Here is a 14,863-nt window from a genome sequence, read left to right as displayed (position 1 = left end):
ACTAATCCCCAAAGCCCCCCAGCGTCACCTGCCAAAAGTCTGACAATTCCACAAACTTCATAAAAGTTAGGCACTTAGGCGTTTCTGCAGGTCAAAACAAAACGGCCGCCCCAAGTGAATGGGACGGCCGTTTGCAGATCAGAGAACTGATCAATTACATGTGGATTGCGCGTTTGTCCGCGTCCAGTGCTGCTTCCTTGACGGACTCGCCAAGGGCAGGGTGGGCGTGGCAGGTACGTGCAATGTCTTCGGCAGACGCGCCGTATTCCATCGCCAGAACCACTTCGGTAATCAGATCGCCCGCAGCCGGGCCGACAATATGCGCGCCGACAACACGGTGCGTTTTCTTGTCTTCGAGGATTTTGACAAAGCCCTCGGTGCTTTCCATTGCCTTGGCGCGACCGTTTGCGGTGAACGGGAATTTGCCGACTTTGTAGTCTGCGCCTTCTTCCTTCAGCTGCTCTTCGGTTTTGCCAACAGCGGCAACTTCCGGCCAGGTGTAAACAACACCCGGGACCTTGCCGTAATCGACATGGCCTTCTTCGCCCGCCAGCATTTCTGCCAGGGCAACGCCATCTTCCTCGGCCTTGTGGGCCAGCATCGGACCGACGATGGTATCGCCAATCGCAAAGATGCCGCCAACATTGGTCTGGAAATGCTCGTCGGTTTTGACACGACCACGATCGTCGAGTTCAACACCGACAGCGTCGAGACCAAGGCCCTTGGTGTACGGACGGCGACCAATGGCAACCAGAACCACATCGGCTTTGAGTTCTTCTGCATCGCCGCCCTTGGACGGTTCAACAGTCAGGGTCACGCCAGACTTGGTGGTCTTGGCACCGGTAACCTTGTGGCCGAGTTTGAAGTCAAGACCCTGCTTGGCAAAGATGCGCTGGGTCTGTTTGACCAGCTCGCCATCCATGCCCGGCAGAATGCGGTCAAGATATTCAACAACGGTGACTTCGGCACCCAGACGACGCCAGACGGAACCCAGTTCCAGACCGATCACGCCTGCACCAATGACAACCATCTTTTTCGGCACTTTCGGAAGAACCAGTGCGCCGGTCGAAGAGACGATTTTTTCTTCGTCAATTTCGACACCCGGCAGCGGGGTGACTTCCGAACCCGTCGCGATGACGATGTTCTTGGCATTCAGGGTTTCTTCGCCGCCATCAAGAAGGGCAACCTTGACCGAGGTCGGCGAAGTGATTTCGCCGGCACCTTTGACATAGGTAACCTTGTTCTTCTTGAACAGGAACTCGATGCCTTTGACATTGCTGTCAACGACCTTGTCCTTGCGGGCCATCATCTTTTCGATGTTGACCTTCGGCTTGGAGACTTCGATGCCGTGGGTATCGAAATGCTCGGTCGCTTCTTCGAACAGGTGCGAGGAATGCAGCAGGGCCTTGGACGGAATGCAGCCTACATTGAGGCAGGTACCGCCAAGTGCGCCGCGTTTTTCAACGCAGGCGACTTTAAGGCCAAGCTGTGCGGCGCGGATGGCGCAAACATAACCGCCAGGACCGCCACCGATCACGACAACGTCGTAGTTCTCACTCATGAGTTCTTTGATCCTTTTGTCTGATCAGATATCGAGCAGGATGCGTTCCGGGTTCTCGATGCATTCCTTGACGCGTACCAAGAAGGAAACGGCTTCACGGCCGTCAATGATACGGTGGTCATAGGAAAGCGCGAGATACATCATCGGACGAATTTCGACTTTGCCGTCGATTGCGACCGGACGCATCTGGGTCTTGTGCATGCCAAGAATACCGGACTGCGGCGCGTTCAGGATCGGGGATGACAGAAGGGAACCAAAGACACCACCGTTGGAGATGGTGAAGGAACCGCCGGTCATTTCATCCATGCCCAGTTTGCCGTCACGGGCACGCTTGCCGAAATCGACAATGGTGCTTTCCAGGTCCGCAAAGGTTTTTTCCTCTGCCGAACGGATGACCGGAACAACCAGACCCTGCGGGGTGCCAACGGCAACGCCGATATCGCAGTAGTTTTTATAGATGAAGCTGTTGCCATCGATCTCGGCATTGACAGCCGGCCATTCTTTGAGCGCCGTGGTGCAGGCCTTGATGAAGAAGGACATGAAGCCAAGCTTCACACCGTGTTTCTTCTCGAAACCGTCTTTGTATTTATTACGGCAAGCCAGAAGGTTGGTCATGTCCACTTCGTTATAAGTGGTCAGCATGGCCGCAGTGTTCTGGGCTTCTTTCAAACGGCGCGCGATGGTCTGGCGCAGCTTGGACATTTTGACACGCTCTTCACCGTCACGCAGTTCACGTTCCGGTTTCGGAGCTGCCGGGGCGCTCGGTGCCGGGGCAGCAGCGCGGGACGCCGATCCGCCGCCTTCGAGGAAGTTCAGAACGTCGCCCTTGGTCAGGCGGCCGTCTTTGCCCGTTGCCGGGATTTTCGACGGATCAAGGTTCTTGTCTTCGACCAGTTTGCGAACGGCCGGTGCCAGCGGATGATCGCTGTTTGACGCGGTCGTTTCTGCCGGTGCAGCGGCTGGGGCTGCTTTCGGCTCTTCTTTCTTGGCCGGAGCTTCTTCTTTTTTCGCGGCCGGGGCTTCTTCCTTGGCCGGTTCATCAGAAGCAGCGGCGCCTTCGGCACCTTCGTTGATGTGCGCAATCAGCGCGCCAACTTCAACTTCGTCGCCTTCACCAACGACCAGCTCGGCAATTGCGCCAGCAACCGGGGAGTTGACTTCGACGGTGACCTTGTCGGTCTCAAGTTCGACAATTGGTTCATCGGCTGCAACAGCGTCACCGACTTTTTTGTACCATTTTGCCACCGTGGCTTCAGATACAGACTCGCCCAGTGCGGGAACTTTAACTTCAGTCGCCATTTTTTCCTCGACCGTTTTTTCAATCAGGCAGTGTGGGTCTGCCAGCATACGAATGAAATCTAAATGAACGTGGCGGACGGGCGATTTCTCGCCCGTCCGGTAAAGTTATTTTACGCTAAGTGCCGCGTCGACCAGCTCAGCCTGCTCGCGCAGGTGGGCTTTCAGAAGGCCCGTTGCCGGCGAAGCAGATGCTGCGCGACCGACATAAACAGGACGACCTGCCTTGTGCTTGATGCTGGCAAGCGTTGCCTCGATCCGGCGATCAACGAAGAACCAAGAACCCATGTTTTCCGATTCTTCCTGACACCAGACGACATCAGCATTCGGGTATTTGGCCAGTTCCGTTGCCAGTTCTTTTTCCGGCCACGGATAAAGCTGTTCGACACGCACAAGCGCAACATCTTCGATGCCACGGTTTTCGCGTTCAGCAAGCAGATCGTAATAGACCTTGCCCGACGACAGAACGACGCGTTTGACCTTCTTGTCGTCAACCAGCTTAGCGGTTTCACTGATCACAGGCAGGAACGTCGTGCCCGTCGCAAAGTCGGACAGGTTTGACACGCACTGTTTGTGACGCAGAAGCGATTTCGGCGTCATCAGGATCAGCGGCTTACGGAACGAGCGACGGATCTGACGGCGCAGGATGTGGTAATAGTTTGCCGGCGTCGTGCAGTTCGCCACCTGCATGTTGTTTTCACCACAAAGCTGCAGGTAACGTTCCAGACGTGCGGAACTGTGTTCCGGACCCTGGCCTTCGTAACCGTGCGGCAGCAGCATTACCAGACCCGACATACGCAGCCATTTGGCTTCGCCCGAGCTGATGAACTGGTCAATGATGACCTGTGCACCGTTGGCAAAATCACCGAACTGGGCTTCCCAGAGAACCAGCGAATGCGGTTCTGCAAGGGTGATGCCGTATTCGAAGCCAAGAACACCTGCTTCGGACAGGGGCGAGTTGAGAACTTCAAGCTCGGCCTGACCGGTACGGATGTTGTTGAGCGGGGTGTATTTTGCTTCGGTGGTCTGATCGATCAGTTTCGCATGACGCTGCGAGAACGTACCACGCTGGCAATCCTGACCCGACAGACGAACTGGCGTGCCTTCGCACATCAGGGTCCCAAATGCCAGGGCTTCGGCGGTTGCCCAATCAATACCTTCGCCGGTTTCGAACATCTTCGCTTTGGCCTTCAACTGACGAAGGATTTTGCGGTTGATGTCAAAGTCACTCGGCGGGGTCGAAAGTGCGCGGCCGACTTCCTGCAGCAGGTCGTTTTCAACGCCGGTTTTACCGATCCAGTCAGCATCGTCACCATGTGAGGACGCAAGACCCGACCATTTGCCTTCAAGCCAGTCAGCTTTGTTCGGACGGTAGTTTTCCGATGCCTTGAACTCTTCATCAAGGTAGTCCTGGAACGACTTGTCCAGTTCCTTGATGCGTTCTTCGCTCAGAAGACCTTCCTTGACCAGCTGCTGGGCATAGATGTCTTTGGTGGTCGGGTGTTTGCCGATCACGTCGTACATCTTTGGCTGGGTGAATGCCGGCTCGTCGCTTTCGTTGTGGCCAAAGCGGCGATAGCAGAACATGTCGATAACGACGTCCTGCTTGAATTCCTGACGGAATTCGGTCGCGATGCGGGCCGCATGGACCACAGCTTCGGGATCGTCGCCATTGACGTGCAGGATCGGAGCCTGAACGACCTTGGCAATGTCCGAGCAGTAAGGCGAAGAACGGGAATCGGTCGGTTTGGTCGTGAAACCGATCTGGTTGTTGACCACAAAGTGGATCGTACCACCGGTACGGTAGCCTTTGAGGTGCGACAGATCGAAGGTTTCCGCCACAAGACCCTGACCGGCAAAGGCCGCATCACCGTGCAGGAGGATACCCATAACCTGCTCGCGATTGGTGTCTTTGCGCTGGGCCTGCTTGGCGCGGACCTTACCAAGAACAACCGTGTTCACCGCTTCAAGGTGCGACGGGTTCGCTGTCAGCGACAGGTGAACAACATTACCGTCAAATTCGCGGTCGGCGGAGGTACCAAGGTGATATTTAACGTCACCCGAGCCCATCACGTCGTCCGGCTTGGACGGGTTGCCCATGAATTCCGAGAAGATCGCCTGGAACGGCTTGCTCATGACGTTGGCAAGAACGTTCAGACGACCACGGTGCGGCATGCCGAACACAACCTCGCGGATGCCAAGCTGGCTACCACGTTTGAGGATCTGTTCGAGTGCCGGCATCAGGGCTTCGCCACCATCAATACCGAAACGCTTGGTGCCGACATATTTGGTGTGAAGATAGTTTTCGAAACCTTCGGCTTCGATCAGACGCTCAAGGATGGCTTCCTTGCCACGGGTGGTGAACTGCGTCTGGTTGCCGATGCTTTCGATACGCTGCTGAATCCAGGATTTCTGTTCAGGTTCCTGGATATGCATGAATTCGATACCGATCGACCCGCAATAGGTTTTGCGTGCCAGCGAGACGATCTGACGGATGGTCGCGGTTTCAAGGCCAAGAACATTGGCGATGAAGATCGGACGATCCATGTCGGCTTCGGTAAAGCCATAGGTCTTCGGATCAAGTTCCGGATGCGGTTCACGCGGTGCAAGGCCCAGCGGATCCAGGTTCGCTTCAAGATGGCCGCGTACCCGGAAGGAGCGGATCAGCATCAGAGCGCGAATGGAATCATTGGCGGCAGCGCGGATGGCATCAGAATTTACCTGACCAGCCGTGGGTGCTGCATGAGGTGCCGGTGCATAGCCCATCTGGGCCGGGCGTTCGGCGTGCCCCTGTGAGACGTCGTATCCCTCCATGCCGCCAACAACCTTGGTTTCCCGTGGCTGCCAGCTCGGCCCGCGCATTTCTGCGAGGATTTCGGAGGCGTCGTCCTGCAACCCGTCAAAAAACTCAGCCCAGCTCTGGTCAACCGCAGACGGGCTTTCCAGATACCGGGCATAAAGTTCAGCGATGTAGGTTGCGTTCGACTCGTTCAGAATCGTGTCGAGATCTTGAGGTTTCATTTGTGGTCTTGGAAGGCATGGTCCCCAAGAAGGACCACGCCCCCCCTTGCCTTTCCTCTGACTACCCAGATTAGCCCTTCAAAGCCTTCAGCATGGTCGAGCCGAGGCTTGCCGGGGAATCGGCAACAAGAACGCCAGCACTGCGCATGGCTTCCATTTTCGCATCGGCCGTACCTTTGCCACCGGAAATGATCGCACCGGCATGGCCCATGCGTTTACCCGGAGGTGCGGTAACACCGGCGATGAAGCCGGCAACCGGTTTCTTGACTTTGGAAGCCTGCAGGAATTCACATGCTTCTTCCTCGGCCGAGCCACCGATTTCACCGATCATGATGATGCCTTCGGTTTCCGGATCCTTCAGGAACAGGTCGAGGCAGTCGATGAAGTTGGTGCCGTTGACCGGGTCACCACCAATACCGATACAGGTCGACTGACCCAGGCCAGCGGCCGTGGTCTGTGCAACTGCTTCGTAGGTGAGCGTACCGGAACGCGAAACGATACCGATTTTACCGCGGCGGTGAATGTGACCCGGCATGATGCCGATCTTGCATTCGTCCGGGGTAATGATACCCGGGCAGTTCGGGCCGATCAGGCGGGTCGACGAACCGTCGAGCGCGCGCTTGACGCGGACCATGTCAGCAACCGGAATACCTTCGGTGATGCAGACAGCCAGTTCGACTTTGGCGTCGATGGCTTCAAGGATTGCGTCTGCTGCGAAGGGCGGCGGAACATAGATAACCGAGGCATTTGCGCCGGTGACATGTACCGCTTCTTCAACGGTGTTGAAAACCGGCAGGTCAAGGTGCTTGGTGCCACCTTTACCCGGGGTAACACCGCCAACCATTTTGGTGCCGTATGCCAGTGCCTGTTCGCTGTGGAAAGTACCCTGCGAACCAGTGAAACCCTGGCAGATAACTTTGGTGTTTTTATCGACGAGAACAGCCATAGTTACGCGGCCTCCTTCACAGCTTTGACCACCTTCTCGGCGGCATCGGCAAGGTTGTCAGCCGAAACAATCGGCAGACCCGATTCTTCGAGGATCTTCTTGCCAAGTTCGACATTGGTACCTTCAAGGCGAACGACCAGCGGAACGTTCAGGCTGACTTCGCGGGCTGCTGCCACAACGCCGTCTGCGATCACGTCACAACGCATGATGCCACCAAAGATGTTGACCAGGATGCCTTCGACATTCGGATCCGACAGGATCAGCTTGAAGGCGGTGGTCACGCGTTCTTTGGTTGCGCCGCCACCAACGTCAAGGAAGTTAGCCGGTGCGCCACCATACAGCTTGATGATGTCCATGGTTGCCATGGCAAGGCCGGCACCATTGACCATGCAGCCGATGGTGCCATCGAGCTTGATGTAGTTGAGGCTGTGTTTTGCAGCTTCGAGTTCGGCCGGGTTTTCTTCGTCTTCGTCACGCAGCTCTTCGATGTCCGGATGACGGAACAGCGCGTTGTCGTCGAAGTTCATTTTGCAATCAAGCGCAATGATGTCGCCGTCGCCGGTAACAACCAGCGGGTTGATTTCAACCATGGCAGCATCGGTGTCGAGGAAGCACTGGTACATTGCGGTCATGAATTTGACGGCTTTGGAAACCTGCTTGCCTTCGAGACCGAGTGCAAACGCCAGTTTGCGACCGTGGAAGCCAGAGAAGCCAGCCGCCGGATCGATCTCGACAGTGACGATCTTTTCCGGGGTTGCTTCTGCAACTTCTTCAATGTCCATGCCGCCTTCGGTCGACGCCATGAAGATCACGCGCGAGCAAGCGCGGTCGACGAGAACCGAAAGATACAGTTCGCGTGCGATATCGCAGCCTTCTTCGATGTAAACGCGTTTGACTTCTTTGCCATCCGGGCCGGTCTGGTGGGTAACCAGCGTGGAGCCGAGCATCTGTTCGGCATTGGTGCCGACTTCTTCCGGGCTCTTGACGACGCGAACGCCGCCTTTGTCACCTGCCTTGGCTTCCTTGAAGGTGCCTTTACCGCGGCCACCTGCATGGATCTGGGATTTTACCACGTAAACCGGGCCAGCCTGGGACTGGGCAGCTTCGATGGCTTCCTGAGCGGTATATGCAACCTTGCCGTTCGGCACGGTCACACCGTATTTGCGAAGAATTTCTTTCGCCTGGTACTCATGAATATTCATGTTCGGTCGCTTTCTTGCCTTCCGTACGATTTCCGGTGGGTCAGAAATCTGGATTTCAATGTCCCTGTAACGAGCGGGAGGGACTTTGTTAAGAGGCCGCGATCATTGAAGTTTGAATAACAACAATGATTGAAAAACGGGCCGGTCACTGACCAGCCCGTTTCGCGTTCTTAGAGCATGCCCTTTGCAGCTTCGACGAGGCCGCGAACAGCGTTCACGGAATTGTCGAAGTTTGCTTTTTCGGACTCATCAAGATTGATCTCGACGATGCGTTCTACACCGTTGGCACCCAGAACAACCGGGACACCAACATAAAGACCGTCAACACCGTATTCGCCGCTCAGGTAAGCAGCAACCGGCATGACGCGCTTCTGGTCTTTGAGGTAGCTTTCCGCCATCGCGATTGCCGAAGCAGCCGGGGCGTAGAAAGCAGAACCGGTTTTCAGCAGGGCAACGATTTCGGCGCCACCGTCACGGGTGCGCTGCACGATCTCGTCGATTTTTTCCTGCGTGGTCCAGCCCATTTTGATCAGATCCGGAACCGGGATACCGGCAACGGTCGAATAACGGATCGACGGGACCATGGTATCGCCGTGGCCGCCAAGGACAAAGGCGGTAACGTCTTTGACCGAGACGTTGAATTCTTCTGCGAGGAAGTAACGGAAACGCGCAGAGTCCAGAACTCCAGCCATGCCAACAACTTTCTTCGGATCGAAGCCGGTTGCCTGCTGCATTACCCAAACCATCGCATCAAGCGGGTTGGTAATGACGATGACGAATGCGTTCGGAGCGTGTTCCTTGATGCCCTGACCAACCTGGGTCATGACTTTGGTGTTGATACCAATCAGGTCATCGCGGCTCATGCCCGGCTTGCGAGCAACACCGGCGGTGACGATGACGACATCAGCGCCTGCGATGTCTTTGTAGTCACTGGTACCCTTGAGGTCGGCATCAAACATGTCGACGGGGGAGGATTCAGCAATGTCGAGCGACTTGCCCTGTGGCATGCCATCAACGATGTCGAAAAGGACGACGTCGCCAAGCTCTTTGAGACCGACGAGGTGAGCAAGCGTGCCACCAATATTGCCGGCACCGACGAGCGCGATCTTGTTGCGGGCCATTCCGTTACCTTCTTCCCTATTGCGCTTCCTGGGGGTCGAAACTCAACTTGGGAGCGCGATTGAAAATTTAAACCTGCGAACGCGAAATAATCGTTCGTAAACACCGAGTGTCGTAAACTGAATCGGCACGAATGACAAGGGGAAACCCCACTGTTTTTACGAGGAAAACCGCCGCTTCGCGGTTTATTGCAACTATGGTCTAAACGCTTAAAAACCATTCACGTTGCAGATGCGAACATGGGCTAATGCGCAGCAAAACCAAAGCTGGTTTACGATTGCGGCCTGCCTAAATGAAAGGCAGTGCGCCCCTTTGCTGCGAATTCGTGCGTATGAACAGGATTACACTGGCGCAGCATTGCAGGAAACGGCCATCAGCCATGCGGTCGGGACGGGGGCGTGAAATCCAATATATGACGATTTTTGCGTGAAGCTTCGTTTCCCCTGCGTCAAACGCAAGAATCGCGCGATGATAAGCGCTCATATGGCGAATAATTGCGACGATTTTAAAGTGACGTGTATGGAGTCGTTTTCCACAGGCTGCGCTGGCGCTGGCAGATCGTCTGAAAACGGCAGGTCACAGCTGCGATCATAGCTACCGTTTTGATCAGCTGTCCCGCCGTTCTGAAAGCCGTCAGGTGAGGTGCGCCATATCGAGATATTCCTGACTGCGCATTTCGGTCATGCGCGACACTGTGCGCTGGAACTCGAATGAGTAATCACCGTCGGTGTAGATCTCGGTCGGGTCACACTCGATCGCACAGATCAGCTTGGTTTTGTGTTCGTACATCGCATCAACAAGGGTCCCGAACCGTTTGGCCCAGTCGCGGCGCGAGTCCGGCAGTTTCGGGATGAAGTCGATGACGATGGTGTGGAAGTGCGTCGCGAGTGCGATGTAATCCCCCGGTCCCAGCGGACGGGTGCAAAGTTCTTCAAAGCTGAACTTGGCAACCCCGGCACCAGCCGCACTGATTTCGATCTTGCGTCCCTTGACGGTCAGGCTGTCGGATGCGACCCGTGCGCCTTCGGTCAGGGTGGTAAACATCTCGTCAATCCGCTTGGATGCCTGTTCGCGCGATATCGGATACAGGAATACCTCGGCGGCCGTCAGATTGCGCATGCGGTAATCGGTCGGGCTCGCCAGTTCCAGCACATCAAGCTTCTGCTTGATCATGTCTATGAAGGGCAGGAAGTTCTGGCGTTGCAGACCATCCTTATACAGGTCATCAGGCACGCGGTTCGATGTGGTGACAATCACGACTCCATGATCAAACAACTGTTCAAACAGGCGGCCGAGGATCATGGCATCGGTGATGTCAGTTACCTGCATCTCGTCAAAGCACAGCAACCACGCATCGTTTGCAAGGTCCTTGGCGATCGGCGGGATCGGGTCGGCATCGTCCTTTTTCTTGGTCTGGCGATAACGGTGCATGCGTTCATGCACATCCTGCATGAAGTCATGGAAATGAACGCGACGCTTTTTTTCAATGTCGATGGTTTCATAGAACAGATCCATCAACATGGATTTGCCACGACCAACCTCGCCATAAATGTAAAGTCCTGACGGCGGGGTCGGTTCATCGCGCCGACGGGTCAGGCCAAACCGTTCGCGCCAGCCACCGGTGCCGGTCGACGGCTCATAGTTGATCAGCGCGTTTTTCAGGCTTTGCAGTTTTTCCGCACAGAGTTCCTGCATCGGATCGTGGGACAGCTCACCAGCGGTGATTTTCGCGCGATAACGTGAAAGCGGGCCGTCGGTCATCAACAAATCTCGAATGCAGTGAAAGGAATTAGGACTGTGAGATTGTCATAGCTCCAAGTTGCATCGCATTGCAACAAGACGGTTTGCATTGCTGCCATCAGATCAGGCGCATCTTTTTAAACAACCAGATTTCAAAAGCGGTAATCACCGCCAGAATGATCGACACCCCAAGGAACCCATACGGGCTGTCTGTTGCCGGAACACCACCGACATTGATCCCCAGAAGGCCGGTGACGAAACTGATCGGCAGGAACAGACCGGCAATCACAGTAAGCCAGTACATCGTGCGGTTCATCTGTTCGCTTTCGAGCGCCATCAGGTTTTCATTCACGATCTGAATGCGTTCGCGCAGAGAATCAAATTCCTCGACCAGGCGGACGGTTTTATCGGTCAGTGCGCGGGCGCGGCGTTTAAACCGCTTGTCAGACCAGACAGGTTTTTGTTCGACATAATGCGCCAGCGCATCGCGTTGCGGTCCCAGATGCCGGCGCAGGCGCGACAGCCGATGACGGATGTCCGATCCGCGTTTGCGCAGCGCAAGGGTTTTGCCCTCGGCCACGGTTTCCTGATCGTCCTCGATCGCCTCGACATCTTCTTCCATGCCGCGCACGACATTTTCGACCCGAAAGGCAAGCCGTTCGGCAACGGTCAGGACGAAATCATCGACGCTGTTGGGGGCCTTGTGGTCGGCAATGGCGGCCCGCATGTCATCAAACGCCTTGAGCGGCTGGTTGCGCAGCGTGATCACCATGTTGTTTGTGACCCAGAAACGCACCGAAATCATATCGGCGGGATCGTTTTCCGCGTTCAGGTTCACCCCGCGCAGATTAAGTGAATAGCCCGGATCATAGAAAAAGACCGCTGGGCGGGTGCCGCGGGTCGACAGCGTGTCGGTGATGGTCGCATCAATCCCGGCAACCGTGATCAGCCAGTCGCGCACCCCGTCGCCCATCCAGTCCAGATGCACCCAAAGATAATTTCCCTCGGCAATTGGCGGCAGGCCCGATTGCAGGGCGTCCCATCCAACCGGTTGTGCGGTGCCATCCGGGGCAATTTCAAAGGCATTGATCAGCGCGGTTTTGCTCATCGCAGGGCTCCTTGGCTGACTGCGTTCATGCAGGTCAGGGATGGGGTCATCATCACGTCACAATGACAACGGAACGAAACGTTAGATGATTCGTTACTGTTCTCAGTGTAGGGTTCGGTTCTGTGACCAAGTATCAGGCCAACCTGTTTACAAAACGCGAAAAACACTCAAGAAACGGAAGCCGGGCAGCGCTTCGGGCATCAATATGGATCATCAGGCATGACATCAGTTCGTCAGGTAATCGCAAGTCTTGCAATCTGTCTGTTTGCAATGACGGTATCTTTCGGTTTGGCAGCACAGCCCAACGAACCGCGCCCTGACTCTGTGCAGAAGATCGAACTGGAAAATGCACAGAACCGTATTGCGGACTGGGAAGCGACACTTGATGCGATTGAAGAATCGATTTCCGGCGAAGAAATTTCCGGGCGCGTGATCTCCGATGGCCGCGACCGGATCGAAACCATCCAGCTTGCGATTAACGAGCTGCGCGGTCGGGCCGATGAACGTTTGCAGCGGTTTGAAGCTGCCCTTGGCAAACTTGGCGAACCCCCGGCAGAGGGCGAGGAAGAAGTTCCCGAGGTCGCCCGTGAACGTGATCGTATCGGACAGGACATCGCGCGCGTTGGCGGTGTGCTCAAACAGCTTGAGCTGGTCAATTTCCGCGCAAGCGAGCTGTCTGACCAGTTGTCCGGTCTGGCACGTGAACGCTTTACCCGGCGTGTTCTGGGCCGGGTGGATGTGCCGTTTGATCCGGTTGTCTGGTTTGAAGCCTGGCGGGAAATCGTCAAGCTGCCCAGCATGGTACAGGCGCGCTATTCCAACCTTGAACTCGAAGGGGACGTCGCCGATCAGCTGTCCGAGGTGGCCCCCGGTCTGGTTTTCCTGACCTTCATCGTGATCGCCGCCCTGATTGGCGGCGAGGTGGTTGTGCTGCGCTATATGCCAGCACGCTGGAACAGTGTGCCTGACGAAGACCGCGTATCACTGATATCGGGAACGCGGTTCCTGTTTACTGCCTTGGTGCCGGGCATCGCCCTTTTGATTGCTTATGGAATACTTGAATCGCGTGATGCGCTTCTGAGCGGTGCCATGGGTGATTTTGTTCTGCAATGCTTTGCAGCTGCCTTGTTCCTGTTGTTTGTCGGGGCTGCGGTGCGCAGTGTGCATTCACCGTTTGCACCGTCCTTGCGGCGTTCGGGCACAACGCCAAGGGGTGCCCGGGTTGTCGGGTTCTGTTCGCTGGCTGTGGCGGTGATTTTTGCCTTTGACATGGTGCTGTTGCAAGGTGCTACGACCCTTGGAACGTCGCTTGATATCGCGCTTGTGCAAAGCATCTCGAACGTACTGGTGATTTCGGTTTTGCTGTTTGTCTGTTCACTCGGTGTGTTCTGGCAACATGACGAACGCGACCGTCACGAAATCTGGTCAAAGATCGAACGCCGGTCGCGCCGTGGCCTGAAAGTCATCGCGATCATGATGCCGGTGCTGATGTTGCTGGGTTATGTTGCACTGGCGCGCTTCATCCTTGAAAACCTGATGATGGCGCTGGCGTTTTTGACCTGTTACTGGCTGCTGCGCGGTTATTGCCGGGCTTTGATGCATACTTACCTGGTGCGCCCGGAAAGCAGCGAAGACAGCAATGTCAGCGATGCGGTGCATGGCACGCTTTATTTCTGGCTGCGGGTTCTGATCGATGTGGTGATGTTTTCCATCGCCGTGCCGGTCGCGGTGATGATCTTTACCGACATTGCCTGGGCTGATCTTATTCTGGCAGTCCAGCAGGCCTTTATCGGCATTCAGGTTGGCGGCATTCATTTCTCGCTGCGCTCCATCATGCTGGCGGCCTTGATGTTTGTCATCGTGCTGGCAGTGATGCGCTTCTTCCAGCGCATGCTGAGCACGCGGGTGCTGCCCAACACCAAGCTTGATCAGGGGCTGCAACATTCGGTTTCCGCGATCTTTGGCTATGCCGGGATCTGCCTTGCCATCTTGCTTGCGGTTTCGGCCGCCGGGCTTGATTTGTCCAATCTTGCCATCATCGCCGGTGCCATTTCGGTTGGTATCGGTTTTGGCATGCAAAGCATTGTGAACAACTTTGTCTCCGGCCTGATCCTTTTGGTCGAACGACCGATCAAGGTCGGTGACTGGATCGTCGTTGGCGCCGATCAGGGCTTTGTGAAGGACATCCGGGTCCGCGCGACCGAGATCGAAACCTTTGACCGGTCTTCGGTTGTCATCCCGAACTCCGAACTGATTTCCAACCGTGTTCTGAACTGGACGCTCAAGGAACGTTCAGGCCGTGGCATCATCAAGATAGGTGTGTCTTACGGATCGGATGTCGACAAGGTTCGCGAGATCCTGTTGGAAATGGCCGACAAGCGCCGCGAGATTTTGACCTATCCGGCACCGCAGGTGGTGTTCATGGATTTCGGGGCTAGTTCGCTTGATTTCGAACTGCGCTATTTCCTGCGCGATATTGGCGATGTGATTGCGGTGGCAAGCTCGATCCGCTTTGAAGTTGTCCAGCGCTTCCGCGATGAAGGCATCGAAATTCCGTTCCCGCAGCGTGACCTGAACCTGCGCGATATCGATAAGCTGACCGATGCGATCCGCGACGCAGGCAAGGGGGCTCCGAAAAAGATCGAGAAGGCCGAACCTGAGGAACCCGAAACGTCAGAAGACAAAGCAGAAGATGCGCCCTCAGACACCGAGGATAGCGGGGCAGATCAAAAGGCCGCACCACCGTCTGCGACCAAGGATGTTTCGCGCGATCGTGATGCGCCTGGCCGTGAAATTCCCGATGCGGGCGGCAGTCCTGACGGGGATGCACCGCGCTAGGGCATGTGTTCCATCTGCTGTTTCAAGCTGCC

At 55.8% G+C, this 14,863-nt stretch carries 9 protein-coding genes; 1 reads left to right on the top strand and 8 read right to left on the bottom strand.

Features of this window, described 5'->3' with window-relative positions:
• Positions 1-154: 154 nt before the first annotated feature.
• The 8 genes from lpdA to AUQ41_RS15850 all read right to left on the bottom strand — a co-directional run bounded on the left by lpdA (position 155) and on the right by AUQ41_RS15850 (position 11,993).
• Entirely contained in the window at positions 155-1,561 is a 1,407-nt protein-coding gene (lpdA, locus tag AUQ41_RS15885) for a dihydrolipoyl dehydrogenase (RefSeq protein WP_063089244.1), read from the bottom strand.
• A gap of 24 nt (positions 1,562-1,585) precedes the next feature.
• Complete coding sequence (gene odhB, locus AUQ41_RS15880) at positions 1,586-2,860, bottom strand: 2-oxoglutarate dehydrogenase complex dihydrolipoyllysine-residue succinyltransferase (RefSeq protein WP_063089369.1); 1,275 nt, start codon at positions 2,858-2,860, stop codon at positions 1,586-1,588.
• Positions 2,861-2,965: 105 nt separating this feature from the next.
• Positions 2,966-5,878: a 2-oxoglutarate dehydrogenase E1 component gene (locus AUQ41_RS15875; RefSeq protein ID WP_008889738.1), complete on the bottom strand. Its 2,913-nt coding sequence runs from the start codon at positions 5,876-5,878 to the stop codon at positions 2,966-2,968.
• Between the two features lie 70 nt (positions 5,879-5,948).
• Entirely contained in the window at positions 5,949-6,824 is an 876-nt protein-coding gene (gene sucD, locus AUQ41_RS15870) for a succinate--CoA ligase subunit alpha (protein ID WP_008889739.1), read from the bottom strand.
• Between the two features lie 2 nt (positions 6,825-6,826).
• Positions 6,827-8,056 (bottom strand): ADP-forming succinate--CoA ligase subunit beta, encoded by a 1,230-nt coding sequence (gene sucC, locus AUQ41_RS15865; protein WP_255356213.1) that lies wholly within the window; start codon positions 8,054-8,056, stop codon positions 6,827-6,829.
• 140 nt (positions 8,057-8,196) lie between these two features.
• The gene (gene mdh, locus AUQ41_RS15860) at positions 8,197-9,147 is read right to left on the bottom strand and encodes a malate dehydrogenase (RefSeq protein ID WP_008889741.1); all 951 of its coding nucleotides are present in this window, start codon (positions 9,145-9,147) and stop codon (positions 8,197-8,199) included.
• Positions 9,148-9,778: 631 nt separating this feature from the next.
• Positions 9,779-10,906 (bottom strand): cell division protein ZapE, encoded by a 1,128-nt coding sequence (zapE, locus tag AUQ41_RS15855; protein ID WP_063089243.1) that lies wholly within the window; start codon positions 10,904-10,906, stop codon positions 9,779-9,781.
• A gap of 97 nt (positions 10,907-11,003) precedes the next feature.
• A complete protein-coding gene (locus tag AUQ41_RS15850) occupies positions 11,004-11,993 on the bottom strand; it encodes a CorA family divalent cation transporter (protein WP_008889743.1) in 990 nt (329 codons plus the stop codon).
• Between the two features lie 219 nt (positions 11,994-12,212).
• Between AUQ41_RS15850 and AUQ41_RS15845 the strand changes: the two genes are divergently transcribed.
• A complete protein-coding gene (locus AUQ41_RS15845; protein WP_063089242.1) occupies positions 12,213-14,831 on the top strand; it encodes a DUF3772 domain-containing protein in 2,619 nt (872 codons plus the stop codon).
• Positions 14,832-14,863 lie beyond the last annotated feature (32 nt).

Source organism: Thalassospira sp. MCCC 1A02898 (genome assembly GCF_001618185.1).
Classification (GTDB): Bacteria; Pseudomonadota; Alphaproteobacteria; order Rhodospirillales; family Thalassospiraceae; genus Thalassospira; species Thalassospira tepidiphila.
Note: the sequence above shows the minus strand (reverse complement) of the source record. Positions and strands in the feature narration are given on the sequence as shown.